Annotated in this window: 27 protein-coding genes; 7 read left to right on the top strand and 20 right to left on the bottom strand. The window is 29.0% G+C overall.

Translation table 11 applies throughout. The features are described from left to right. Positions 1 to 79: 79 nt before the first annotated feature. Both ACK2WO_RS02760 and ACK2WO_RS02755 read right to left on the bottom strand, forming a co-directional pair. Entirely contained in the window at positions 80 to 1,414 is a 1,335-nt protein-coding gene (locus ACK2WO_RS02760; protein WP_414698292.1) for a GHKL domain-containing protein, read from the bottom strand. A 51-nt stretch (positions 1,415 to 1,465) separates the two neighbouring features. After that, positions 1,466 to 2,194 (bottom strand): LytTR family transcriptional regulator DNA-binding domain-containing protein, encoded by a 729-nt coding sequence (locus tag ACK2WO_RS02755; RefSeq protein WP_178412306.1) that lies wholly within the window; start codon positions 2,192 to 2,194, stop codon positions 1,466 to 1,468. Positions 2,195 to 2,444: 250 nt separating this feature from the next. Between ACK2WO_RS02755 and ACK2WO_RS02750 the strand changes: the two genes are divergently transcribed. Further along, positions 2,445 to 2,837, top strand: a complete 393-nt coding sequence (locus ACK2WO_RS02750; RefSeq protein ID WP_178412305.1) for a hypothetical protein — start codon at positions 2,445 to 2,447, stop codon at positions 2,835 to 2,837. A 116-nt stretch (positions 2,838 to 2,953) separates the two neighbouring features. Here ACK2WO_RS02750 and ACK2WO_RS02745 read toward each other — a convergent pair whose 3' ends face one another. The 4 genes from ACK2WO_RS02745 to ACK2WO_RS02730 all read right to left on the bottom strand — a co-directional run bounded on the left by ACK2WO_RS02745 (position 2,954) and on the right by ACK2WO_RS02730 (position 6,197). Beyond that, positions 2,954 to 3,997 carry a helix-turn-helix domain-containing protein gene (locus tag ACK2WO_RS02745; protein ID WP_414698291.1) on the bottom strand — a complete coding sequence of 348 codons (1,044 nt, stop codon included), beginning with the start codon at positions 3,995 to 3,997 and terminating at the stop codon, positions 2,954 to 2,956. Between the two features lie 24 nt (positions 3,998 to 4,021). Then, positions 4,022 to 4,318, bottom strand: a complete 297-nt coding sequence (locus ACK2WO_RS02740; RefSeq protein ID WP_178412303.1) for a type II toxin-antitoxin system RelE/ParE family toxin — start codon at positions 4,316 to 4,318, stop codon at positions 4,022 to 4,024. Positions 4,319 to 4,571: 253 nt separating this feature from the next. Next, positions 4,572 to 5,795: a peptidase T gene (gene pepT / locus ACK2WO_RS02735; RefSeq protein WP_178412302.1), complete on the bottom strand. Its 1,224-nt coding sequence runs from the start codon at positions 5,793 to 5,795 to the stop codon at positions 4,572 to 4,574. Between the two features lie 201 nt (positions 5,796 to 5,996). Next, positions 5,997 to 6,197, bottom strand: coding sequence for a hypothetical protein (locus ACK2WO_RS02730; RefSeq protein WP_414698290.1), 201 nt, complete (start codon positions 6,195 to 6,197; stop codon positions 5,997 to 5,999). Between the two features lie 225 nt (positions 6,198 to 6,422). Here ACK2WO_RS02730 and ACK2WO_RS02725 point away from each other — a divergent pair, with 225 nt between their 5' ends. Next, complete coding sequence (locus ACK2WO_RS02725; RefSeq protein ID WP_414698289.1) at positions 6,423 to 6,830, top strand: lipoprotein; 408 nt, start codon at positions 6,423 to 6,425, stop codon at positions 6,828 to 6,830. Positions 6,831 to 7,178: 348 nt separating this feature from the next. Here the strand turns inward: ACK2WO_RS02725 and ACK2WO_RS02720 are convergent, their stop codons facing one another. The 4 genes from ACK2WO_RS02720 to ACK2WO_RS02705 all read right to left on the bottom strand — a co-directional run bounded on the left by ACK2WO_RS02720 (position 7,179) and on the right by ACK2WO_RS02705 (position 11,798). Then, entirely contained in the window at positions 7,179 to 8,105 is a 927-nt protein-coding gene (locus tag ACK2WO_RS02720; RefSeq protein ID WP_414698288.1) for a SufB/SufD family protein, read from the bottom strand. Continuing rightward, positions 8,098 to 8,841, bottom strand: a complete 744-nt coding sequence (locus ACK2WO_RS02715) for an ABC transporter ATP-binding protein (protein WP_040410713.1) — start codon at positions 8,839 to 8,841, stop codon at positions 8,098 to 8,100. The genes ACK2WO_RS02720 and ACK2WO_RS02715 overlap by 8 nt, the downstream gene beginning before the upstream one ends. 223 nt (positions 8,842 to 9,064) lie before the next feature. After that, positions 9,065 to 9,331 (bottom strand): hypothetical protein, encoded by a 267-nt coding sequence (locus ACK2WO_RS02710; protein WP_414698287.1) that lies wholly within the window; start codon positions 9,329 to 9,331, stop codon positions 9,065 to 9,067. A 121-nt stretch (positions 9,332 to 9,452) separates the two neighbouring features. Then, the gene (locus tag ACK2WO_RS02705; protein ID WP_414698286.1) at positions 9,453 to 11,798 is read right to left on the bottom strand and encodes a cell wall-binding repeat-containing protein; all 2,346 of its coding nucleotides are present in this window, start codon (positions 11,796 to 11,798) and stop codon (positions 9,453 to 9,455) included. 393 nt (positions 11,799 to 12,191) lie between these two features. Between ACK2WO_RS02705 and ACK2WO_RS02700 the strand changes: the two genes are divergently transcribed. From ACK2WO_RS02700 to ACK2WO_RS02690, 3 genes are all read left to right on the top strand, one after another. Next, positions 12,192 to 12,749: a hypothetical protein gene (locus ACK2WO_RS02700; protein ID WP_414698285.1), complete on the top strand. Its 558-nt coding sequence runs from the start codon at positions 12,192 to 12,194 to the stop codon at positions 12,747 to 12,749. Between the two features lie 208 nt (positions 12,750 to 12,957). Beyond that, positions 12,958 to 13,344 carry a hypothetical protein gene (locus ACK2WO_RS02695; protein ID WP_414698284.1) on the top strand — a complete coding sequence of 129 codons (387 nt, stop codon included), beginning with the start codon at positions 12,958 to 12,960 and terminating at the stop codon, positions 13,342 to 13,344. A 26-nt stretch (positions 13,345 to 13,370) separates the two neighbouring features. Next, positions 13,371 to 14,681 carry a cell wall-binding repeat-containing protein gene (locus ACK2WO_RS02690; protein ID WP_414698283.1) on the top strand — a complete coding sequence of 437 codons (1,311 nt, stop codon included), beginning with the start codon at positions 13,371 to 13,373 and terminating at the stop codon, positions 14,679 to 14,681. Positions 14,682 to 14,837: 156 nt separating this feature from the next. On the opposite strand, the gene ACK2WO_RS02685 is transcribed toward ACK2WO_RS02690, so the two are convergent. Beyond that, a complete protein-coding gene (locus tag ACK2WO_RS02685) occupies positions 14,838 to 16,061 on the bottom strand; it encodes an IS256 family transposase (RefSeq protein WP_414697228.1) in 1,224 nt (407 codons plus the stop codon). A 165-nt stretch (positions 16,062 to 16,226) separates the two neighbouring features. Here ACK2WO_RS02685 and ACK2WO_RS02680 point away from each other — a divergent pair, with 165 nt between their 5' ends. Beyond that, positions 16,227 to 16,529, top strand: a complete 303-nt coding sequence (locus ACK2WO_RS02680; protein ID WP_414698282.1) for a hypothetical protein — start codon at positions 16,227 to 16,229, stop codon at positions 16,527 to 16,529. Between the two features lie 281 nt (positions 16,530 to 16,810). Here the strand turns inward: ACK2WO_RS02680 and ACK2WO_RS02675 are convergent, their stop codons facing one another. From ACK2WO_RS02675 to ACK2WO_RS02645, 7 genes are all read right to left on the bottom strand, one after another. Further along, positions 16,811 to 17,593, bottom strand: a complete 783-nt coding sequence (locus ACK2WO_RS02675) for a Cof-type HAD-IIB family hydrolase (RefSeq protein ID WP_414698281.1) — start codon at positions 17,591 to 17,593, stop codon at positions 16,811 to 16,813. 153 nt (positions 17,594 to 17,746) lie between these two features. Further along, a complete protein-coding gene (locus ACK2WO_RS02670; protein WP_118549455.1) occupies positions 17,747 to 18,745 on the bottom strand; it encodes a GGGtGRT protein in 999 nt (332 codons plus the stop codon). A 23-nt stretch (positions 18,746 to 18,768) separates the two neighbouring features. Beyond that, positions 18,769 to 19,461 carry an iron-sulfur cluster assembly scaffold protein gene (locus ACK2WO_RS02665; protein ID WP_118549456.1) on the bottom strand — a complete coding sequence of 231 codons (693 nt, stop codon included), beginning with the start codon at positions 19,459 to 19,461 and terminating at the stop codon, positions 18,769 to 18,771. A 483-nt stretch (positions 19,462 to 19,944) separates the two neighbouring features. Next, positions 19,945 to 20,472 carry a hypothetical protein gene (locus ACK2WO_RS02660; RefSeq protein WP_414698280.1) on the bottom strand — a complete coding sequence of 176 codons (528 nt, stop codon included), beginning with the start codon at positions 20,470 to 20,472 and terminating at the stop codon, positions 19,945 to 19,947. Positions 20,473 to 20,601: 129 nt separating this feature from the next. After that, entirely contained in the window at positions 20,602 to 22,989 is a 2,388-nt protein-coding gene (locus ACK2WO_RS02655; RefSeq protein WP_414698279.1) for a cell wall-binding repeat-containing protein, read from the bottom strand. Between the two features lie 418 nt (positions 22,990 to 23,407). Further along, positions 23,408 to 24,544: a hypothetical protein gene (locus ACK2WO_RS02650; RefSeq protein ID WP_414698278.1), complete on the bottom strand. Its 1,137-nt coding sequence runs from the start codon at positions 24,542 to 24,544 to the stop codon at positions 23,408 to 23,410. 162 nt (positions 24,545 to 24,706) lie between these two features. Next, positions 24,707 to 25,045, bottom strand: coding sequence for a zinc ribbon domain-containing protein YjdM (locus ACK2WO_RS02645; RefSeq protein ID WP_414698277.1), 339 nt, complete (start codon positions 25,043 to 25,045; stop codon positions 24,707 to 24,709). 175 nt (positions 25,046 to 25,220) lie between these two features. On the opposite strand from ACK2WO_RS02645, the gene ACK2WO_RS02640 reads away from it, so the two are divergent. Further along, positions 25,221 to 25,652 carry a hypothetical protein gene (locus ACK2WO_RS02640; RefSeq protein WP_414698276.1) on the top strand — a complete coding sequence of 144 codons (432 nt, stop codon included), beginning with the start codon at positions 25,221 to 25,223 and terminating at the stop codon, positions 25,650 to 25,652. Positions 25,653 to 25,706: 54 nt separating this feature from the next. Here ACK2WO_RS02640 and ACK2WO_RS02635 read toward each other — a convergent pair whose 3' ends face one another. Both ACK2WO_RS02635 and ACK2WO_RS02630 read right to left on the bottom strand, forming a co-directional pair. Then, complete coding sequence (locus ACK2WO_RS02635; protein WP_414698275.1) at positions 25,707 to 25,841, bottom strand: hypothetical protein; 135 nt, start codon at positions 25,839 to 25,841, stop codon at positions 25,707 to 25,709. 220 nt (positions 25,842 to 26,061) lie between these two features. Then, a complete protein-coding gene (locus tag ACK2WO_RS02630) occupies positions 26,062 to 26,376 on the bottom strand; it encodes a hypothetical protein (RefSeq protein WP_414698274.1) in 315 nt (104 codons plus the stop codon). Positions 26,377 to 26,573: the final 197 nt, after the last annotated feature.

Below are 26,573 nucleotides of genomic sequence, written 5' to 3'. Positions count from 1 at the left end.
AAAGTCATTTCTTACCCTTAAATTATCATCTAAGAAATTTTTAAACAATATAATCTGTTTGAATGGTGGTTTTTACTGTCTAAACAGCAATTGGTATCATAATCCTTACCTTAAAGCTGCTTTCGTCGTAATCTATTTTCATATCTCCGTTGTACTTTTCTACACAACTTCTTACATTATCTATACCTATTCCATGAATAGACTTATCTTTTTTACTAGTCAAAATCTTACTTCCGTCTTTTTTAATCTCATTTTCCTTTGAATTTTCTACAATTAAAAGGCTAAAATTATTTACTATACTATTGCTGATTTTTATATATCTATCGCTATGTTCCACGTGTAAACACGCCTCTATTGCATTATCTAAAAGATTTGATAAAATCGTACAAAAATCCGCCATATCTAAAAAATCATACCTAGAAAAATCTACCTTACACTCAAAGTTTATCCCATACTCATCACACATGCTCTTTTTATTCTTCAATATAGAATCCGATATTATATGTCCTGTGTTAAACTCATTTCTTACAGATTCATATTTTTTTAAACTTCCCTCTATCTTTTGTATATACTCACCTGCTAGTTCAGAGTTTCCAGATTTATATAGCTCATCTATACAAATTATATGATTTTTTATATCGTGGTACATTTCCCTAACTTTTTGATTTTCTCTACTCGATGCTATGTAGTTCTTAACCTCTTTATCTACACTTTCTCTAAGTATTTTATTTTCATTCTTTATCTTATAGTCTTTAATAATCCTATTTATTGTTAAAATAATACATATATTGGATAATAGAACTAGAAAGGTAGTAAGTATACCATATTCAACAGAATTACCTATATCAAGCATAGTCATTGAAATCATCTTAAAAATTCCTATTATAACTAAAATATTCAATATAAACATCATAATTATAGATAATCTTATTTTTTCTTTGTTTTTCTTGCTATTTAAAATATACAAGTAGATTACTACAAAGAAAATTGTTATTATAACTGAAATAATCCTTGCTTCAAAATATGGATATATTGCATCATTTCCTATGATAACTATTCCGTTGTGCACCAATTTATTCATATCTTCAACTATAAAATCTATTAAATTTTTTATAATTAATTCTACAATAATAAAATAAGATATTACTTTTACAGCTATTTTTTCTTTTGAACTAGAATAATTTAAAAAAGCATATATCATATATGTTATTGATTTTAATAAAAATCTATTCTTAGCCGTAATCTCCTCATATAAAATCAAATGACTAATAAATGTTATCGTAAAAAAACTAACCCATGAAAAAACTTTCGATTTATTTCTACTTTCACAAAAATCCATTGTAATTTTTAAAATCAAATAGTAAACTATAAAATCAGCAAAATTAAATACTATCCAAAAGATATTTTCTATCATGCTCACCTCCCAAAGAAAACTTTATGTTTTTTATAAATTTATCCTTTTTTATTATTTCATTACTTTTTCTATATAATCCATTACTATTTCTTTCAACTCTTTTATCTTATCTCTGCTGATCATTACCTCATTTCCAGCAACTATAGCAGTTCTTCCTTTTATGCTCTCAATCCTAGATATATTTACAATATATCCTCTATGTACCCTAAAAAACATCTCGCTATCTAGTTTTTCCTCCATACTTCCTATACTTTCATACACTCTGTACACATTTTTCTCTGTATGTATAAGAAGGTTTCTTCCATAAGTTTCTACAAAAAGTATACTTTCTGTAGGAACAACCACTGTCTTACCCGTATTTAAATCATTTATGATTATGCTACTTTCTTTATTATCCTCGATTTCCTCTAAGCATTTATCAAAATGTTTACAAAAATCTTCATATCCTATTGGTTTTAGCAAATATCTAAATGCCTTAACCTCGTATCCATTAGCTAAAAAATCGGGAACTGCTGTGATAAATATTATCTGCAACTTTTTGTTCCACTCTCTAATTTTTCTGGCCACATCCATTCCATTAATACCATCCATTTGAATATCTAAAAGAACTATATCCAAATTTTCTCTGTAGCTTTCATCTTTTTCAAATCTCTCTAAAAAACTCTCTCCATTCTCAAATTCTTCTACACTATACTTTTTTTGTTCTAAGAATTTTTCGAGAAACTCCTTTAATTTATCTCTATATATCTTTTCGTCTTCACAAATTGCTATCGAAATCATTTCTATTCCTCAATTCTTCATAGTCTGTTTAATATAATAATATAATAAACAAAACTATCTTGCAAAACATATAAAAATTTAAAGTTAATTTACACTATAATTTCTTTAAGCAACCTATTATTCAAAATAATAATAAATATGTATACTTAAAAATTATAGAAAAAGTTGCATATTTTTATACTTTTGTTATACTGAATTAAACCAATGGTTTTATATATCTTAGGAAATTTTAATATTCGAGGTGATTATTATGACTAAAGATTCTAAGAATTTCAAATCGTTGTTTTTAAACATTTATGCTGCTATTTTCCCAGTAATTATACTTTTCTTCTCATTCCTTTCTAAGAATGCGTTGGTGAAATATCAGCAAATGGAAGGTAATTCTTATATTTTTGTTGGATTAGGGTACATGCTTTTCTTAATAGTATTTGTATTAGTTCTAACTACATTTAACAAGGATGTCAGTTTTATATCTGTAATAATAGGCATTCTTTTATCAATTTTCTTTGCTACACCAAAATTCTTACCAGTTTCATTTATTAATACTTTTTATTCTAATATTTTCTTAGTGTTTAATAATATGATTGTAGCAATAGGAATGTATATAGCATATTTTATAAGTAAAAGAAGAAAATCTATATAGTATATTAATAAGATAATTTACATACAAAAGGACTTTCATTTAAACAATTTGTTTATCTGAAAGTCCTTTTATTTTTTATATTTTTACAGAATAAAAATAATCCCATCTTTGTAATTCTATATTTTTTCCTTTAAATCATTATGCCAACTATATTTAATATATCCATCATTTTGCAGTCTTCCAACCACTATTCCACCAGCTATTCCTATTTTATGTGAAAACCCTTCAATTGCATTTTTACTAAAGTTTCCAGATTTTATAAATAAATCGTAATCATCTTTAGGAATCAATATATCTCTTGCAAAGTCATCCGCTTCCTTTTCATCTTCTTCTGTTGTTCCATTAGTATTATTAATGTGACCTTTTATTATATGCCCCAATTCATGGAAAAGGCTGAACCAAAATATATCTGCATCCTTTCCTCTAGCTGTCATACCTATTATTATTTTTCTTTCTTCATAAAAAGTTGCTCCTTGTAAAAACGATCCCATTAAGTTGGGTAGTATAACTAAAGCTATTCCACATTTACTAAGGACATCTGTAAGAATTTCGCTAACTTCAGTTGTTTTTTTCAATGTCAAATTCCTTATTTCTTCTATGCTATTTTCTAATTGCTTTATATTTATTGCCTCTATACTTCTATCCCTTGCTTCTATTTTTGCCTTTTGTGCCATAGCTAAAAGACAATAGTCACTCTTTTGAGTTATAGCTGTTCTTCTACATGCTATTTTATTTAATTGTGGATTACTTAAAATAGCAAGATTAGCAACTTCAAAATATTTTCTAAGTTCTATCACTTTTTCTGATTTTTCATCAACTTTTTCTATCCATCCATTCTTTAGCATCTCATTATATGGAATTTTTTTAAGTATTTCAAAATCATTATCCATTTGATTTTCTTCTTTTATTTTTTCTATATCTTCTCTATATATTGCTTCAAGATTGTTCCAAAATCTAGCTGGGATTCCCAAAACCATTTCCAATCTCATTGCAACTTCTGGTGTTAGCTTAACATTTCCTCGAATTAAATTACTTATATGTTTTTCAGACATTCCCATTCTAGCTGCAAATTCCTTTTGACTAAGCTCTCTATCTTCTAGCTGTTCTTTAATTGTTGCACCTGGTGGTATAGCTATTGTAGTTTTACTCTTTATTAACATCAAAATTACCTCCCCCTAACAAATTTAATGATAATCCACTATCTCTTTTATGCTTGCTATTTGAATTTCATCACCTTTCTTCTCAAAAATAAGTCTATATGGATGAACTAAATCAAGAGCATATTCATTCTTTCTATTTCCTTTTAATTTATGGCATCTTCCTATTCTATACATAATCATCATTTCAACTGTATCAATTGATTTTAATTCTTTTATTCTTTGGTGTATTGTGATTGCCATTTTATTTCCATGCTTTTTTATCGCATAATCAAAATTTGTACAAATTTTCTCTATTCCCTTATTCTTATATTCTACTTTCAATACATCACCTCATTTTGACTTTATTGATGTATTTTATATAGTTATTTTCAAGTCAATAATATCATAGCTTTAATTAACCTACAAGGTTAATTTTGTAATATTTGACAACTATAAATTACATCTTCAATAATATTATTTCTAAATATCTCTAGCATTATTCAAAATAATATTATTAAAGAATCTTTAATTATATATTTTTTGCATAAAAAAGAGGTACCTCGTAGTTTGAGATACCTCGTTATTATTTATTTAATTATCTAGTAGCAAATTTTTCAGCTATTTTAACAACTAACTGAGAAGCTTTTACCATTGAGCTAACTACTAATAATTCGTTTTTACTGTGGAAGTTTAATCCACCACCGAATAAGTTAGGGCATGGTAATCCCATTTTAGATAATTTAGATCCATCAGTACCACCTCTTATAGGTATAACTACTGGTTCTACATCTAATTCTTTCATAGCTTCTGTAGCTATGTCAACTATATGCATAACTGGTTCTATTTCATCTCTCATGTTGTAGTACTGGTCATGTATTTCTACTGATACTCTACCATTGTATTTTTCAGTTATTTCAGCTATTTTAGCTGCGAAGAATTCTTTTCTTGCTTCAAATTTAGCTTTGTCATGGTCTCTTATTAAGTATATCATTTTAGCTCCATCAACATTTCCGCTTAATTCATTTAAGTGATAGAATCCTTCATATCCTTCAGTAGTTTCTGGTCTTTCATCTTCTGGGAATAATTCCATAACTTTTCCTGCTATGTATAAAGCATTAACCATTTTGTTTTTAGCTGATCCTGGATGAACGTTTTTACCTTTTATAGATACAGTTGCTAAAGCTGCACTGAATGTTTCGAAGTTTAATTCACCTTCTGCTCCACCATCTAATGTGTAAGCGTATTTAGCACCGAATTTTTCAACGTCGAATTTATCTGCACCAGTTCCTATTTCTTCGTCTGGAGTGAATCCAACTTTTATTTCACCGTGTTTTATTTCTGGATGGTTTACTAAGTATTCCATAGCTGTCATTATTGCTGCTATACCAGCTTTGTCATCCCCACCTAGTAATGTAGTACCATCAGTAACTATTATTTCTTCTCCTACAAATCTTTTTAATTCTGGAGTGTCTTCTACAGTAGTAACTACTCCTAGTTCTTCATTTAGAACTATATCATTTCCATCGTAGTTTTCTATTATTCTAGGGTTTACGTTTGTTCCTGAAACGTCTTCATTAGTATCCATATGAGCTATAAATCCTATTGTGTCAACACCTTCAGTATTTGCTGGTAATGTTGCCATTAGGTAGCAATGTTCGTCTAAAGAAACATCCTGTAATCCTATTTCTTTTAATTCTGCTTCTAATACTCTAGCTAAATCGAACTGTTTTTCAGTTGATGGACAAGTAGTACTTGATGAGTCTGAAGTAGTATCGATTTTAACGTATCTTAATAATCTTTCTAAAACTTTTTCTTTCATAATTTTACACCTTCCGTTAAAAAAATATAAATTTAAGGTTCGCAGATTGTCTGTAGAAAACCTTTCTCCTTTAGTATAACAATAAATTCTTAGAAACTCAAACAAAAAAGCTATTTTTTCCGAAAATTTTTATTATTTTTTTAAGTTTATCATATTGATTTATTTTTATTATATAAATTTATATTTTATATACTATACTACTTATTCATCAAAACCTTTGAAAAATATTATAAACAACGCCCAAATGAATAGTATTAACAACATACTTATCGCACTAAAAATTAATCCTATTTCTTCTGGATTTAAAAATATACCGTTCTTTACTATACTCTGTGGGATAAAATAAATTAACCCAGAAATAACTACTAAAACAACTACCTTAAACTGATTGATTTTGCCCATGTAAATCACTCCTTTTGAATAATATTCACTATTATTTACATACTATTCTAACCAAAAAAAATGAAGTTTCAATATATTTTAAATATTTGTAATTATTCTGTAATCCTTTTTATATAATTTACAATATCATTACAATCTTATTGAAAGCCTCAACTTTAAATAAAAAAATATATATAATTATTATATAGAAAACAATATTTCTACCCTAAAAAGGAGTGATTACTTATGAAAAAATTCCTATCAATCTTACTAATGATTACACTTATATTTTCATTAGTTGCATGCTCAAAACAAAATGAAGAACTATCAAAATGGGATTGCTCAGTAGCATGTGCAGAGGAATCCACTGAAAACAACTATGTAGTTACATACAGCGATGAAAAAATCCTATCAAAAACAGGATTATTAACTATCCAAAACAGAAACGACTTTGACATAGCGGTTTCACTACATCAAACTTCTGGTAAAGAAGAAGAAAAAACTGTAAAAATAAAAGCTAACAGCGTAACAATATTACACAACATAGAAAAAAACAAAGAATACACACTTGGCTGCCATGCTGACGTAAAAGAAGGAACTGAAATAAAAATCATGGTTTATGATGGAGAAAACTCTGAACCATATCAAAACTAATAATTTGAAAAATAAGACATAAATAACAATTATCTTATTTACTACCTTCAAACAAAACATATTCTTAACGCAAAGAGGAAGCAGAACAACAATGTATTAAATTGTTTATAAAAAATAAATTGAAAAACAATATTAAAGGAGATATCGGATTTTTAATGGTATCTCCTTTTTGCTTGAAGATAAATATGCCAACCGCACTCGACAATTCTGCAAGCGCCTCGCAACATATAAATGTGTTACATATATGGGCGAGGCGCTGAAGCCTGGAGGCTAGGTTGGCATATTTATTTCAAGCTTTAAAAAAGGGATGCCATAAAAATCTGACATCCCTAAATATTCTTCTTCAATTTATTTTAAGAAACAATTTAATATCTGCTGTTCTGCTTCCTCTTCAGTTAAACCTAGAGTCATTAATTTTAATATCTGATCTCCAGCTATTTTACCTATTGCAGCTTCGTGAACTAACATAGCATCTGGATGCTCTGCAGATATTTCTGGTATTGAACTTATCTTAGCATTTCCCATAAGTATTGAGTCACACTGAACATGTGCTGAACACTGGTTTTCACCTATTACTCTTGGGTTGAATACCTGAACAGAATTATCCTGACCAACAGTACGAGATATAACCTGAGCTGAAGAATCTTCTCCCTGAAGAACAACTTCCATATTAGATTCAGCAAACTGGTCGTCATGAGTTAATAATCTTTCAAGAACAACTATTTTTGCATTTTTACCTAAAGTTGCTTCAAGGTCTCTCTTAGTAGAGTCAACTCCTCTTATCTGAACTGTTTCCATTTCGCAGTATGAATCTTCTTCCATTTCAACTATTGTCACAGGATTTAAGATTCTCTTTCCTCCACCTTCAGTTCCTTCTCCGTAGTGTTTTTCAGTGTATTTTAATTTTGCTCCTTTTTTAAGAACAAATCTATGTATACCATCATGCTGGCTATCATCGCAACCACAGTTGTGTATACCACAACCAGCTATTATAGTAACTTCTGAATTTTCTCCTATTATAAAGTCGTTGTATACTTTATCACTAAATCCAGACTGAGTAACTATTACTGGTATATGAACATCTTCTGGTTTAGAATTTGGTTTTACTATTATATCTATACCTGGTTTATCTGTCTTAGGTATTATATCTACGTCTTTAGTAGATCTTCTTTCTATACCTTCTCCATTTTTTCTTATATTAAATGCCCCAAGAATTGGATTACCCATTCTCATATCGGCAACTTCTTTTAATAAGTCTAAATCAACTCTATCCATTGTAAACCGCCTTTCCCTGTATTTCACATACAGTTCCATTTACCTGGTTTAATATTTCAGGTAATATCTCATCTTTGCTTCCACTAGTTTTTATTTTTCCATCTTCTAATACTATTATCTGGTCAGCAAGTTCTAGTATTCTTTCCTGATGAGATATTATTATTATAGTCTGGTCTTTTTCTTCGTGCATTTTCTGGAAGCTTTCATTTAATTTACCAAAGCTCCATAAATCTATCCCAGCTTCTGGCTCGTCAAATATAGATACTTTTAAATCTCTTGCAAATAAAGTAGCTATTTCAATTCTTTTCATTTCCCCACCAGATAAAGAGTTGTCCACTTCTCTAGTTAGGTATTCTTTTGAACATAGACCAACTGCTGCTAAATACTGGCAACAATCTTCTTTTGGAAGGTCTCCACCGTGAGCTAATTTTAATAAATCTTCTACAGTCATACCTTTTATTCTAGGTGGCTGCTGGAATGCATATCCTATTCCCATTTTAGCTCTTTCTGTTATAGATTTTTCTGTTATATCTTCTCCATCTAAAAGTATCTGTCCTTTTGATGCTTCTGATATACCCATTATAACCTTAGCGAGACTCGACTTTCCTCCACCATTTGGACCAGTTATAACATATAACTTTCCTTTTTCAAAATTAATGCTTAAATCATCTATTATATTGCGTTCTTCTCCGTTTTCATCTACTACATTAAAGAACACATTCTTTAACTCTAGCATTCTCGTTCCTCCATTCATAAAATAAACCATCTATTTGGATAAGTTTTTAGTCTTTTTTTAAAAATAATTCTACATTATATATGTTATCAATATTATCTATTTTTATCAATAAAATAGAGTTCAAATAATCAAATTTTTCTTACTAAATATACTTTTTTCCTATATACGAAAAAACGGCTATCAATCAAATCTATAATTTGATAGATAACCGTCGAGTTTTTTATTATTTTTTCTTCCTTTTGTTTCTTCTCTTTTCTTGTTCTCTAATTCTTATAGCTTCTTTATCAGTTTTTGGAGCTCTTGCAGCTTCCTCTTTTTCTCTTTTTTTAACTTTATAATAGAAGTATCCTAAGTCTCCCATAATAAGAGCTAAATATACACACGTAAATATTATAGAGTTTCTATTTAATTCAAAATTGTAGCTTTTATAGAATATAAGAACATACACTGGTAGTGAGAATAAAATTCTCATTGCTGGATTCTCTCTCAAAATTTTTACCCCCTTAAAATCCTCTGAATATTTAAACTCTCCACTACATAGTATATAGCTTTTTTAACATAATATACAGTCCTTTTTTATTTATTATTTATAATATGGACTTTCTTATACTTTATTTAAATAAATTTCTAAGCTGTGCTGTTACTGTAGCATTAGAGCCACCGCCAACCTGAGAAATTTTTTCTACACTTTTTCCTGATAGTGCAGATTTCTGACCATTAGATAGTTTTTTTCCTGCTAATATTATAGGTGAACTTGTCTTAGCAGCAAATGCTCCTACTGATAATCCATCTATTAATTTATCCTGTCCTTCTGAACCATCTTTCACTACAAAAAGATATTCAAATGCAGATTGATTGTAGAATTTCTTGATTATAGCAGCATTTGTTTCACTTCTATTTGAGCCACTAACTCTTTCTGGATTTTTTAAAGATGATTCTACACTTTCTGGTACAGCATTTTTACCACCTATTATATATGTTTTTTCTACCTTATCATCAGAAAGAATTTCTTCTGCTCCTGTAGTTTTTCCATTTTTATCAGATAGTATTATTGGTATATTTTTTTGTCCGGCTGCTGCTCCAAAACTTATTGCATCTGCAAGTCCGCTTACTCCATTTACAACAGCTACTTGATCTATGTTAGCTCCTTCTGATTTCATCTCATTTGCTATAGCTACACTAGTCGCATATCTATTACTTCCTGATATTCTTTCCACAGAAATTCCCATTTTTTCTATCTGTGATTGAACATTTTTAGATATAACTGAGCTACCACCTATTATATATACTTTACCTACTCCAAGTCTTTTTAACTCATTTTTGGTAACATCTTTTAATGTATCTTTTTCAGTAAGTAAAACTGGTGCATCCTTATATGCTGCAAGAGGTGTTGCAGCAAGTGCATCTACTATTGCACTACCATTTGAGATTATAGCAGTATCCGCAGTATTCCAACCTTTTTTGCTTGTTTTAACTGCTGTATCATATCTATTTGTTCCTATTATATCGTTTGGGTTTACATTGCTTTTAGTTATAGCTTTTATTGCAAAGTTTATATTATCATTTGTCTGAGTGTTTATATCTATAAATCTTCCATTTACTAATTGGAAGCTTTCCCCTCTATTAGCCTTAGCCTTAAACCAAGGTACATTTTCTGTATTTCCTTCTGCAAATATAGTTGCTGTATTTGGATTTTTCATTTTTACAACTATTGCACCTTTTCCAGAAGGTATTTTAACAGAATTTACTGGAATAGTTATATATCCAGTTTCGTTTATAGTTCCTGATGCCAATAATTTTAAATTGCTATTTTGAGGAACACCTTTTTTCACAGGAGCATAGTATATCTGGTATGTACTTCCTAAGGTTGTATTTCCTATTGTTACACCTTCTATAGTTTCATTTTGACCATTAAAATTAAATACATTTGCTACTGCAAAATTTTTGCCTCCATATTCTGTATATCCACCTTTTTCAAGCTGGTATATCTTATTTCCTGATTTATCTATTTTTTTTATGGAATAATTATCACCTGCTTGAAGAAGAGTTTTATCTTCATAAGAAACCCAGAAATAACCTCCTTCTGAGTTATAATTTCCCCAACTGTTTTTAACTAGCCAAGCACCATCGTATTTAGGTTTAGCCTTACCTGTGAAATGTTCTCTACTGTAGCTATCATCCCAACCTACAACAGTAACTGCATGATTTTGACCTATATTATAATCTACATAATATGCATTTTTATCTTTACTACTATATTCATCAAAATCTCCATAACCTGACACTACTCCGCCGTATTTAGTTATAGCATTTTTTATATCCATTCTATTATTTCTTATAAATATAACTTCACTAGCTAAATATCCTGTTCCTTTGGCTGTATTCATATTTGAAGGTCTAGTGTTGTGAGTGTTATATTTTAACTCTGATTCAAGCTTTGGCCCATCACCAGAAGCAAAATATCCCATAGAAAGTAAATTTGATGTTCCTTCATGATCTCCTACATTCCATCCATTTACTCCACCTTTTGCCCACCATCTCATATGTTCTTCTGATAAATCATTTATTCCATATCCATTTGTGGCCATATATGATTCCATTCCTGCTATACCAGCAAATGCCCAACAAACTCCTAGATTTTCTTGATTTCTTATTCCTGTATCTTTACCCTGCTTTCTAGGATCATAGTCTTTTGGAAGGTATCTGGTTATTCTTGATGCATTTCCTGAAACATTAGTCCCATCTACATCTATTGCCATTGGTACTCTCTCTGATTTATCAACTAATCCACTTTCTGCATCTTCAACATATTGCTTAAACTCTTCAGTAGATTCTAATTGTTTTATAGAAAGGTCTTTATCTTTTATACTTAAACCAGTATCAGCAAATGCTAAAGGCATTGAGCTTACAGTTATGGCTGTTGCTGCTAACACTGATATTGTCTTTTTATTTATCATTTCCAATCCTCCCATATATCTTAAATGTTTATCCTTGTCAGATATAGTTGTCACCTGACAAAACCACACCATATCTTATTTTTCATTATACATTATTTTATAAACCTATTCGATAATTTTTTTATATATTAACAAAATCGTCATAATTTAAAGCAAATTAATTACTAAATGTAACCTTTTGAATTTATTCTAAAGCTTGACTTTTGACATTTTTTAAAGTATTATTTGTGAGTATGTGTCTTTAAAAAGATACTTACTAAATTTTTATCTATATTAAAAAAATATCTATAAATTTTTATTTTCTTTAGATTTTTTTTAGTTTTTATAATAAATATTTTAAGATTTAAAGGTCATAATATAAATATAGAAAATAATTTGATGGAGGTGATCGTTATGAAAAAAATATATATAGTTTCTACATATACTGGAACAGTGCTTGCCCATTTAATAAGGACGATCACTAGAAAGCCATATTCACATATTTCTATTTCACTTGATGATAGTTTAGATACTATGTACGCTTTTGGAAGGATAAATCCTAAGAATCCTTTAATAGCTGGATTTGTTGAAGAAGGAATAGACAAGGGTCTATATGAGATAAAAAAGAATACTATATGTAGAGTATATTCTCTTGAAATAACTGATGATGAATTTGAAAAGCTTAAAACTAATATAAATCAGGTTAAATCAATTAGGACTCTTTATAGCTATGATTTACTTTCTTTAATAGCTATTCCTCTTGGTCTAAATAGACATCCTGATTTTGGTTATGTTTGTTCGACTTTTGCTGCAGACATGCTAAATAAAAGTGGAATAAATTTATTTGATAAACCTTTCAATTTTGTTCAACCTAATGATTTTTACAACCTTAAAGGTTTAAATTTAGAATACGAAGGTTTATTGAGAGAATACAACAAATATAGATTTAAATATAAACTTAATACAGTTTAATTTTATTGAGAAGTGTCTAAAAGACACTTCTTTTTTATTTTTTTAACATTTACAATTTATTACAAATTCAAATAAAACCTATATTTTTAAATTATTTATGTTATATTAAAATAAAAAAGGTCTTTTTATCAGAGTTGCAAAAAACAATCTACAACTACGATAATTGTATTTATAAATATATAATCTTTTTATTTATCGGGAGGTTTTAATGTCTAAAAAATTAATTTATTTTTTTAAAAATTTATATACAGCGTTATTTCCTATTATAATTTTTGTTTTTTCATATATGTATAGAATTGCTCTAAATGCATTTCAACATATGGAAATTAATTTCCACATTTTCTTGGGAATTGCCTATGCACTTTGCTTCTTATTATTTTTATCAATTATTGTTTTGAGCAATAAATCAATAAGCATCGTATCAGTTATAACAGGAATACTACTTGCAATTATTTTATTAATACCTTATATTATGCCTTTTTCGGTAGTAAATAGCTTTTATACAACACCTCTTTTGATTTTTAATATGTTGTTTGTATGTATTGCTATTTATATATTTTTCTTTATAATTAGAAAATCCAACAGTGATTTCTAATATATTATTTTTAAGGAGATGATTTTATGAGATTTAAAAAATCCGCATCAATACTTCTTTCTGCAGCTCTTGTTTTAGGTGCAATTGCTATAAACCCTACTACATCTGAGGCTGCAACAACTGCCCAAATATTAGCTGGTTCAAATAGACATAGTACAGCTATACAGGTCAGTCAAAAAGGATGGAGTTCTGCTGAAAATGTAGTACTTGTCAACGACTCTGCAATAGCAGATGCACTAGCTGCAACACCTCTAGCAGAAGAATTAAATGCACCAATACTACTTACTGGCAAAGGTAAGTTAAACAGAGAAACAAAATCTGAAATATCAAGATTAGGTGCAAAAAATGTTTATCTTATCGGTGGTAAATCTGTACTATCTGATGATTTAGCATCTGAAATTAAAGGAAATACATATAGAATCTCAGGAAATAGTAGAGAAGAAACTGCACTTGCTATTGCCAAAAAAATTCAGGAATTAAAACCTATAAAATCAATTGCTGTTGTAAATGGTAAAACTGGACTTGCAGATGCAGTAAGTATAGCCGCTGTAGCAGCAGAAAAAGATATGGCCATAATTCTTTCAAATGCAAAATCAGGTGTACAGGATTCTGCAGATTTTATCAATTCTATCGGTGTTGAAAAATCATACATTATAGGTGGAAATAAAGCAGTTTCAAACTCAATAATGGCAACACTTCCTGGTGCTGAAAGAGTAAGTGGATCAAATAGAAATGATACAAATGCAAAGGTAATAGAAAAATTCTATACTAATGCAAGTTTAAATAATTTATATGTAGCTAAAAATGGTTCAAAGGGAGAAGGTCATTTAATAGATGCCCTTGCAGTTGGTGTTTTAGCTGCTAAAAACAATTCTCCAGTTTTAATAGTTTCTAATAGTTTGAGTAATAGCCAGAGAAATGTTGTAAAAGCTAAAAATATGAGCGTTATTACTAGAGTCGGTGGAAACGGAAACGAAAATGCATTTGAAGAAATAAAAGTGCTTAAAGGTATGAAACCTGCTGAATTGAAGTTACCTAGTAGTGCAATGGGAATCTGGTATGGTGCATATAAGGCTTATGATGAAAATGGTGAAGAAAATAACTTCTATAGTTATAGAGATATAGCAACTATTTCAAAAGATTATATGACTTTTGCTTCTATTGGTAAATGTAAATATAAAATAACAAAGGTTGATGGAAATAAATACTACTACAATATAGATTATCCTGAAGAATGGGGTGGTCCAGATAAAGAAATGTTAGTTTTAAACAATAATTCTGTAACTTTCTATTACATGGAAAATGGAAAATATGGGTATATAGAATTTTTTCTGTAAATAAGCCCTCTATGGCTTAAACTACCGTTAGGTAGTATAATAGACTTAAAATAATTTATGAGTAAATGGCTAACGCCTTTGAAAACATAATATTATTTATTTTGTTGCATGTCAAGAAAACCAGCTAAAAAGCGGTTTTCTTGACTTTTTTAATTATTACAATCTATCTTCATACATTATAGAAAGTTCTCCGTAAATATAACCCCAGTTTCTAATAGGCATACTCCATTTTTTGCTTATTTTTTCAACTGATAGGTATAGTGATTTTTCTAGAGAAATCTTATTTGGAAAAACAGTTCTTTTTTTATTTATTTTTCTTAGCTGCGAATTTACACTTTCAATAGCATTTGTAGTATAAATTACTTTTCTAGTCTCTGGTGAAAATTTAAATATCGGTATAATTGAATCCCAGTTACTAAACCAAGATTTCATAGAATTTGGATATTTTTCATTCCATTTTTCTGAAGTACGTTCTAAATTAGCTAGAGCCTGTTCTTCATTAATGGCATGATATATTGTTTTTAAATCATTAGCAAATTCCTTTCTATCTTTGTATGATACATATTTTAATGTATTTCTAACTTGATGAACAATACATCTTTGATATTCAGTATTTGGAAAAGCAGAGCTTATCGCTTCTTTTATTCCTGATAGTCCATCAGCACAAACGATTAAAATATCTCTTACACCTCTATTTTTTAATTCATTTAGCACAGAAAACCAATACTTAGAGCTTTCAGTATCTCCAATATACAATCCTAGAATTTCTTTGCATCCTTCGGAACTTATACCAAGAATTACATAGACAGCTTTTTTCTTAACAGAACCATTTTCTTTAACAGAGAAATGGATAGCATCTATATATACAACAGGATACACACTTTCAAGAGGTCTATATTTCCATTCTTCGATTTTAGGTATTATTTTATCAGTTACATCTGAAATCATTCCTTCAGATAGTTCAAATCCATAAATATCCTCTATTTGAGAAGTTATATCTCTATTACTCATGCCTAAAGCATACATATTTATTATCTTTTGCTCTATTTCAGAAATATCCTTTTGTCTTTTTTTGACAATTTGAGGTTCGAAAGAAGAATCTCTATCTTGAGGAACATCAATTTCATATTCTCCCATTCCAGATCTTACTCTTTTTGTTTTATATCCATTTCTTGAGTTGGTATTTTCACCACGTTCATATTTTTCATATCCAAGATGCTCATTCATTTCAGATTCAAGCATTTCTTGAATAGTATCCCCCAAAAGATCTTTAAGTGCATCCTGAATGTCTTGAGCGGTTTTAATTTCATATGTTTTAATTAGCTCCGCTATTATATTTTTCTTTTCTGGATTCAATGGTTCTCTTTTCTTTCTGCCCATAAAAAATCGCCTCCTATGATTAATTTGATATTACCATAGAAGGCGATTAAATTTACAGACTTTTTTTCATATACTCGAAAATATATAAAAGGTAATACTTTATCAAGAACATTAACACTTCCAAATTATGTTTATAGAAATTATTATAGAGGCAATAAGGCTAGCATGAGTATAGATAAGAAATATATTAAAATATTTGGTAAAAAATATAGTTATACTACACACTGCTTTAGATATCCTGGTTATAATGATTTCATCTTAAAATCAAAAGACAATGGAAAAACAATATACTTCTATGTTCATCAGTGGGGAAATAAAGTAGCTGTATACTATGCATACGAAAAAGACTTCCATAATCTTTCTCCTGAAATAAGTAAATGGAAAGGTATAGCTAATTTTGCTGTGGATCCTTGTCCTGTAGATATACTTGGAGGCGTAGACCATATTCTTCCTGGGATGAGAGTATAATTATAAAATTTCAATAAATAAGGGGTTTTCGCATTAACGCTAGTTAATGTGATAGCCCCTTTTCCATTCTTTAAGTAGATAAATGATTGCTGTTGCAATATTTTACAATGGCCTTTAATTAAGTAATCACAAATTAATTTACATCGACAATTCCGCAAGCGCCCCAAACCTTTAAATATTTTTCAATAATAATTTGGGCGCTGAGGACTGGAGAGCAAATAATTGTGATTACTCAATTATAAAAAGGTCATTGCTTAACCGCAACAGCCTACTTTTATTTCCTATAATATTTTTTCTAAATAAGTAGCAATCCCATCGTCTGCTATAGCATCAGTAAACTCATTTGCTACCTCTTTAAGCTCTGGTACTGCATTTCCCATAGCTATCCCATGAGCTGCGGTCTGTATCATCTCTATATCGTTTCTTCCGTCTCCAAAAGCATAAGAATCTTTTAATTCTACACCTTCAAGTTCTATAGTCTTTAAAAGACCTGTTCCCTTAGAATTTTTTATTGGATACATTTCATATACTTCACCTGGATAGTTTTTAAAACAGTTAAACTCTCCCTGATCTAATGATTCACAGTATTTGCATCCTTCTTCATCTGCTGGGAACATCTCTATCTTAAATACATCTACATCATCTAAATCAAAATTAAACTCTAAAAAATCTCTAGTTACACCGTATTCTTTATAGTATTCTAATATTCTAGTGAAATCTTCTTTTAAATAGCTGTATTTTGGTCCCTGTAAACAGTAGTCTATATTTAATCTTTCACAGTTTGAAACTACTTCCTTAACAAGTTCTTTGTCTATTCCACTAAAGAATTTTGTTTCATCGTTTATTAAAACCTGAGCTCCATTCCCTAATACAAATCCATCAAATCCAAATTCTAATAGCTCTTTATTTAAAAAAGCATAAGGTCTACCACTAGATACAAATGCTACGTTTCCAGCTTTCTGAAAATCTTTTATAGCTTTTTTTACTCTATCACTTATATCCATAATTCCTATTGTACAATCTATTAACGTTCCATCTACATCAAAAAATGCCGCTTTTTTCATATAATTTCTCCCCTCTTAAAAGTATTTCATACCTATCTTATTCTTAACTATGAAAAACTCATAGGTCAAACCTTTTCCTATTTTGTATAAACTAAAAGCAGCCTGTAAAATACAGACTGCTTTTTATGTTAATCAATCATTATCAATCAATTATTATTTGTTTGATTCTTCTACTGCAACTGCTACTGCAACTGTTGCACCAACCATTGGGTTGTTACCCATTCCTATAAGACCCATCATTTCAACGTGAGCTGGAACTGATGAAGATCCTGCGAACTGAGCATCAGAATGCATTCTTCCCATAGTATCTGTCATACCGTAAGAAGCTGGTCCTGCTCCCATGTTGTCTGGGTGAAGAGTTCTACCTGTTCCACCACCTGAAGCAACTGAGAAGTATTTTTTACCCTGTTCTATACATTCTTTTTTGTATGTTCCTGCAACTGGATGCTGGAATCTTGTTGGGTTAGTTGAGTTACCTGTTATAGATACGTCAACACCTTCATGATGCATTATAGCAACACCTTCTCTAACATCATCAGAACCATAGCATTTAACTTTAGCTCTGTCTCCGTTTGAGAATGGAGTTTCTTTTACTATTGTTAATTCACTTGTGTAGTAGTCGAACTGAGTCTGAACATAAGTGAATCCGTTTATTCTAGATATTATGTAAGCAGCGTCTTTTCCAAGACCGTTTAATATAACTCTTAGAGGTTTTTTTCTAACTTTGTTAGCTTTTTCAGCTATTTTTATAGCTCCTTCTGCTGCTGCGAAACTTTCGTGTCCAGCTAGGAATGCGAAACATTCAGTTTCTTCTCTTAATAACATTCCACCTAAGTTACCATGTCCTAAACCAACTTTTCTGTTGTCAGCAACAGAACCTGGTATACAGAATGCCTGAAGTCCTTCACCTATAGCTTCAGCTGCATCTGCTGCTTTTGTGCATCCTTTTTTAAGAGCTATTGCAGCACCTAAAGTGTATGCCCAACCTGCATTTTCGAATGCTATAGCCTGAGTTTCTTTTACTATTTCATATGGATCAAATCCTTTGCTTTTGCAAAGTTCTCTACAATCTTCTAAAGTTCCTAATTCGTATTTTTCTAGAACTGGAGTTATCTGGTTTATTCTTCTTTCATAACTTTCAAATAATGCCATTATTTTCACCTTCCTTATAGATATTATTCGTGTCTTGGGTCTACGTATTTAACAGCGTCGTTAAATCTTCCGTAAGTAGCTTTTGCAGCTTCCATAGCTTCGTTAGCGTCTTTTCCGCCTTTTATCATTTCCATCATTCTTCCTAGGTTAACGAATTCGTATCCTATTATTTCGTCATTTTCGTCAAGACCTACTCTTGTTACATAACCTTCAGCCATTTCAAGGTATCTTGGTCCTTTAGCTAATGTTCCGTACATAGTACCAACCTGGCTTCTTAGACCTTTTCCTAAATCCTCAAGACCTGCACCTACTGGAAGTCCACCTTCAGAGAAAGCAGTCTGGCTTCTTCCGTATACTATCTGTAAGAATATTTCTCTCATTGCAGTGTTTATAGCATCACATACAAGGTCAGTATTTAATGCTTCTAATATAGTTTTTCCTGGTAATATTTCAGATGCCATAGCTGCTGAATGAGTCATTCCTGAACATCCTATTGTTTCAACTAATGCTTCTTCTATTATACCATCTTTAACATTTAGAGTTAATTTACAAGCACCCTGCTGTGGAGCACACCAACCTATACCGTGAGTTAATCCACTTATATCAGTTACTTCTTTAACTTTTACCCATTTTCCTTCTTCTGGAATTGGAGCTGGACCGTGGTTTGGTCCTTTTTTTATTGTACACATATTATTAACTTCAGCTGAATAAATCATAAAATTCTCCTCCTTATTTTTATTTTTTTTATTCAGATTGCATATCATTTTAACCTATATTATATGCGTTTAAAAAATATCAATAGCTACACTAAAAATTTTTTTGTTTCCTTTTTATCCCCTGCTATTTCTAGTTTTTTAAACGTCTTTCATGATTAATATTATCACAAAATACAGCTTTTAAAAAGCATAATTTTTAACAGAATATTAAAATTTAGCCACTTTTTCGCTTTATTTTTTAGATTTCACCCTCATTATTGAAATCAAAAAACACTCAAAAATACATCTAAGCTTTGAAAATAAAGTTTTCCTATAGCTCTTTATTTTTAATATCCATATACTTTTTTACAATAACTCTATTCAAAAATTTTTTATTTTTTTGTAAAAAAAAAGATAGCTCCTCTTTGGAACTATCTCTTTTATGTTGAGTTTTTTATGAAAAGCAGCATCTATTTTCTACATTTATAATAGACATTCATTTTATTAGTCTTCATCACAATCATCGAAGTCATCATGATCATGTCTATCATCGTCATATTTGTCATCATGGTCATCATCGTACTTATCGTCATCATACTTATCATCATAATCGTCTTTATCGTCGCATCTATCATCATCATATTTATCATCATCGTATATTACGTCATTATTTGGTTTGTTTTGGCTATTATTCTGATTCCTGTTCTGATTGTTGTTTTGATTACCCTGATTACTAGAATTATTATTATTCTGATTTACTACGTATTCTTTGTCAAAATCAGTTATATTTCCATTTAATGAATCTACTTCTATTTCATATACTTCATTTCCCTTTTTAACTATAGCTTTATACTCTCTATCTCTTTCATCTAAGTATATTTTTTCTATTTTTCCATTAGGTATTTTATTAAGCATTATTTTTTCAGCATCTGCCTGAGATATTGTTTTTCCACCTTCCTGAGTTGCTGCAAATGATAATCCACTTATTAATAAAACTCCTGCTAATCCTAATACTAAACTTCTCTTTGTCATTTTCTTTTCCTCCCTTTACATTTATAGAATATTCTATGTAAGTTTGCTTTCTTTTTTCTTTTCACTATACAATACAGAGGGAGGTTTTATTTTGGGGAAGTTTTTGAGATATTTTTTTAAATTTTTATTTTATTTTTTTATTTTGAAGTTCATACCACCTATTTGGATTATATTTTTCCCATTTAATATACTATTATCTGTGTTTTCAGATACAAGTACTATTCCATCTTCTTTTGCTAAATTTGAACTAGTAAGTGCATCTACAAGAGTTCTTCCATTCGCTATATAGAGTTTACTTTTATTTTTATAAAATTTAGCTATAACTTTTCTATTTGTTTCATATCTATCTTTTCCAGATATTCTAGTTGCTGATAATTCTTTTACTATACTATTATCTACAACAGCTTCTCCACCTATTACATAATACTCTACATCTTTTTTATCTACTTCAATATTTTTCCCATTTGTCAAAATTATCGGTGCTTTGTATTTTGCAGCTATAGGTGATGCTGAAATAGCATCTGCCTCACCTTTATATCCATTTACAACAAATGCTTTTGAGTACTCTTTTATCTCTCTTGCTACTGCTTTAGATGTTTCTACTCTATCTTTTCCTGCTAATCTTTCAATAGATTTTATATTTTTTATGTTTTTTAGTTCAGCTTCAACATTTTCGCTTATAGCGTTATTTCCACCTATTATATATACTTTATCTACGTTTTTTAGTTTTTCTAAAGTACTCTGAGGAATACTGTCTCTTTTAACTAGAAGTATTGGAGCTTTTTCTTTTCCAGATAAACCTGCTGCTGATAGTCCGTCTGACATACTATTTTCTGCATTTACTAATATCGCTTTATTGTATTTACCTAAGTTAGTAGCTACCTTAGCTGCAGTATCGTATCTATCTTTTCCAACTATCTTTTGACTCTCAAAATTTACCTTATCATCTTTTACTTCTTTGTCTTTTTCTATTTCTTTATCTTTATCAATCTTATTTTCTTCTTTAGTTCCTTCTTCAAACTTATCCTCATCTATTTCCATATCATTTGATTTTTTATCTTGATCCTCGTTCTGTACTAATTTTATTTCATTTGAATTATTTTCTGAAATAAAATGTCTTTCTATATTTTCTCCATTAGCATATAGATTTATACGATTTTTATTTCCAATTAAATTTGAAATATCTGTAGTACTTATATTTTCATGGACGTATATATTCAATTCATCATCATTTGAGAATAAGTAGTTATCGCCAAATATCATATTTCCAACTATTCCAGCTGAATACCCTTTTACACCACCACTTATTTTACTCGCTGTGTTGGTATTAGCAAAAACATCAGCAGTATTGTAGATTTGACCAACTATCCCACCTACTACTCCTCTATCATGGTTAGATATTACATCCGAACTATTTTTATTCTCTTTTACTGATATTTTACCTATTTTCCGTTCATCTCCATGATTGTTGTAGCTTATCAAACCAATTATTCCACCTGCAAATCTGTCTGCTGTTACAGTAGTACTATTTTTATTAAAAAATACATCTCCGTATGTTGTCTGTATTCCTACTATTCCACCAGATATAACTGAGTTTGACTCTTTTACATTTTCTGGAGATACATTTTCATTTTCAAAAACATTAGCTGATGAAAATCCTACTATCCCACCTGTTACACTTGCTTTTTCATTTTCTTTAATAGCCCCATAAGAGCCAATATTTGCATTGTTTATATTGTTATTTATATCTATATTAGAATCTATATAGTATGTTTTTCCAACTATTCCACCTAATATCGCTTCATTTTGATTTGTATTTACATCTACTTCATTTTTGTTGTTGTAAATATTTCCTGAATTAACCGCCATACCTACAATTGCTGCTCCACTTCCAATTGAAATATTTCCACTTTTTACAGTTACATCGTGTACATCACTTTTTCCAAGTGATACGCCTACCGCTGTTCCTGTAATAGTCTGTAGGTTTTGTGAACTCTGATCTAAATCTTTTATATCTATATTTACATCTGTAAATACTAAATTCTCAACTTTTGCATTTCTTATCGCTCCAAATAAGCCTAAAGTATTTGAATCAGCATATATATTTTTTAGTCTTAATCCAGAAATTTCGCATCCATTTCCATCAAATTCTCCCTTAAAACTTCTTTCACCTTCAGAAGAATTTTTTCCATTATGTATATCTATTCTAGCCTTTCCTATTGGAGTCCACTCTCCAGAAAGTTCTATTTTTTCTATTTCTTTAGGTATAACTACTTTTTTGCCAGCAAAATCTTTTCCAGAATTTACCATCTCAGCAAATTTTCTAAAATCTGATTCACTCCTTATTTCAAATGATGAGCTTTCCTCGTAATCATCACCAAAATCTGAAGTATCAGTTTTGCTTTCTACTATTTCATCGATGTTGCCTATTTCCATTGCATTTACTTGAGTTATAGGCACAATAGTCATTCCAAATGCCATAATAACTGCCACTAATTTGTTTTTATTTTTTCTCATATCTCTACCACCTCATCGAATAGTTTTAAATTGTTTTAACTTTTAAAGCTATTAAATTTTTCTACTTCCGGGATTTCCTTTTTATTTAGAGATAACTGCAATTTTCCCTTACAGTCTCTCTATTATACACATATACCCTTTGGTTGCAATAGTAATCTTAAATAACAAAAACAGATTTGTAACTATTTTTGAAAATAGAAAGAATTTGAATTGAATAAATGGAATTTTCTAAAAAAATAAAAATACAGTCTAAAAGTATATTAGACTGTATTTTTCAATATTTTTATTCGTTCTTATTTAATTTTTAACACTTAATTTTATTAAGTTGAATTTTTATAGATTTTTATCCTAATTATATATTTTTTTAGTAGCTATATTTCCAAATGCAAATTATTTTTATCTTTAAATTACTTTTGTCTTATTTATAATATCTATATTCACTTTCTTTATATTTTGGATATTTTTCTAGAGTGCATAAATCTTCTACATTTAATATTTTTCTATATTTTTTATCCAACTGCACTCCCATACGAGTTACTTCATCAACATAATTTGAATATGGCAATATATGAGGAGTCCCATATACTCCCATAATTCTCTTGTCTTCTAATTTTTCATACTCATTTACAAAGTTCTTAATCATTGCTTTTTCTCTATATTTTCTATGTATACCATCTTTTTCAGTCGACTTATAATTATAATATTTCTTCCCCTGATTTACAGATTCAACAGCTCTATTATAATCATCAGTTCCAACTTTTCCATTTTCTTCAAGATATTTTAAATATCTTTTTCCACCTGTTTCATATGTATGACATATATCTGTTCCATAAAATACTGTTTCAGGATATTTTTCTTTTATCTCTTTAAAGAAATTTAAATTTTCTTCTGTATGAGCAAATGTACCTTCAAAATCATCATAAAGTTGATTTAAAATCTTATCGTCTTCTGACTTCATCCACATATTCAAAAATTGAGCATCTATATATGAATACTCCATAAATAAGTTTCTCATACCATATTTTTTATAGTATTTTCCCCATAAATCAACTTCTACCTTTTTTATACCTTCGTAATCATGAGTTTCTCCGTATAGAAACATTACTTCTTTACTTTCTTTTGAAAACTCATCTAAATCCCTATAATTTACACTAATTCCACCCTTGTGTTTTTTAGATTTTATCGTAACTATAACTTCAGATGGAACTTTTATATTAAATACTTCTAATTCCGCATAATTAGCTAAACCACCATGTACAGTTTGATTAAATAGTATCTTTCCGCTTTTATCCTTTACTTCTACATCAATTTTTCCTTGTTCTACAATTGGACAAACAAACAAATTATTTCCTTTTCCTTTTAGATTTACTTTTTTCTCCCCACTAAAAAAATCATAATTACAGCTCCATGAAGATTCATTTTTTTCCTCAAAAGAATTTATTATTATTCCTTCATTTGTCTTGAATTTTAAAAATAGAAATACAATTATCAAGATTATCACATATACTGCTATTAAAAATGGTGATGTTAATACATCTTTTGTACTTTTTTTCATTACCTCTTTCCCCCCATAATTTATTTTATTTAAATATATCTTCTTTTCTACTTAATTTCAATAGAATAACTAGTAAATAGATATTTTCTATAAAAAATAGCCTTCTATGTATTAAACTAATATATTGTTTAATTACAATAGAAGACTATTATATAAATCTTATTATGCTTTTTTTACAACACTTGATTTTAATTTCATAGCTCCGAATCCATCTATTTTACACTCTATATCGTGTCCATCCGCAGCATCTGGAACTAGTCTTATATTTTTAACTTTAGTTCCTATTTTTATAGAAGAAGAACTTCCTTTAACTTTTAAATCCTTAACAACTGTAACTGCATCTCCGTCGTTTAATACATTTCCGTTTACGTCTTTTATCACACTCTCATCAACAGTTGTTTCTGGATTCCATTCGTATCCACATTCTGGACAAACTAAAAGGCTTCCATCTTCATAAGTGTATTCTGAATTACATTTAGGGCAATTTGGTAAATTTTCCATTTTTTAATTTCCTCCGTTTTTTAATATAGTCTTTTCCATTATACTATACAAACTGGAGTTTTTTAATTAAATTTTTATTATTTATTACAGATTTATTACAAAACCAAAAAAATGATTTTTATATCAAAAAATATTGTATAATCTAGTAAACAATAATACAAAGGAGCTGATAATTATGAAGATTTTATTAAAAGATATAAACACAAATAAAGATGAAATTCCTGAAAAAAGACTTAACAGTGTATCTTACAATGCTATTGGATCACTCCTATTTTTAATATTAATTGTAGCTGATTACTCAAATGATGCTTATTTCTTTGAGAATATCTCTTCATTCTTGACTACAAAGATTGTTTTCTACACATTTGTAGCTTTGCTTATCATCAATTTAGTAGCATCAGTTCTTAGGTTTGTATTTATGAAATTGGGGAAAGATTTTACTTTTGTAAATGATGTTGTATTACTTGTAATAGTATCAGCCATACTTATAGTAAATTTTGTAATAAGTTTAGCTACTAGTGGATTTAATTTCCAGCTTTTTTCAATTTCAGCAGCATTTGTTCTACTTACAGCTTATTATGTATTCAAAGAAATTAAAAATAATTAAATAAAATAAAAAACTGCTATAAATCATAAAAGTTATAGCAGTTTTTTATTTTATTTATTCATTATTTGATATATATATTTTCAATGCTTTTATCAGTAAAAGTAGTGCTCTAATTGATAATACTACTATTCCCCCTATTCCTATATAAACCAAAGCCATTACTAGAACTAATATACTTTCCATATCCATATATTCCTCCTTAAACTTTTTTTACTATATTACTATGATTTATAGTTCATATGCAATCACTTTCTTATATTATATTATTTTCGTATAAACTATAATATTTAAATAGTAAAATATTATATATTCAATTAAATATACTTATAATTTTTCATATTTAATTATTTTTTTCAAATCTTGCTCTTATATGAAAATCTTCGTATCTATCTCCGTCTTTGGCTAACCACTAATAATCGTCTGCAACAACTCCTCTAGTAGCCTTGCAAATTTCCCAAACATTATAATTATCCATGCCTAACATTTCGAGAACTTTATCTGCTCTACATTCTGGAATAGTTCTTTCTTCTAAAAACTCTATAATTTCTTCATTTGTTGGAATATGATTAACATCAAAATATCTATAATCGAATAGAATTGGTGGATATTTAAACTTATCTAATGTTTTATTTATAGTTTCATAAGAAAATTTTCTACTCTCTGTATCATAACTTAAAATCCCAACAGAAATATTTTTATATTTTAGAGCATATTTTTCTAACATAGTCTAACCTCTCTTTCAATAGAATCATAACTGCTTCTTTAAATAGAGAATACCTTAAATAAGATAGTAGTCAAGCTAAATCTTTTAAATATTAATCCATTTTATTTTTCTAAATATTACAGATTTATTACAGAACAAAAAAATGATTTTTATATCAAAAAATATTGTATAATCTAGTAAACAATAAGATAAAGGTG

Source organism: Peptacetobacter sp. AB845 (genome assembly GCF_047528295.1).
GTDB lineage: Bacteria > Bacillota > Clostridia > Peptostreptococcales > Peptostreptococcaceae > Peptacetobacter.
The sequence above is the reverse complement of the archived record's forward strand: the minus strand, read 5'-3'. Positions and strand labels throughout refer to the sequence as shown.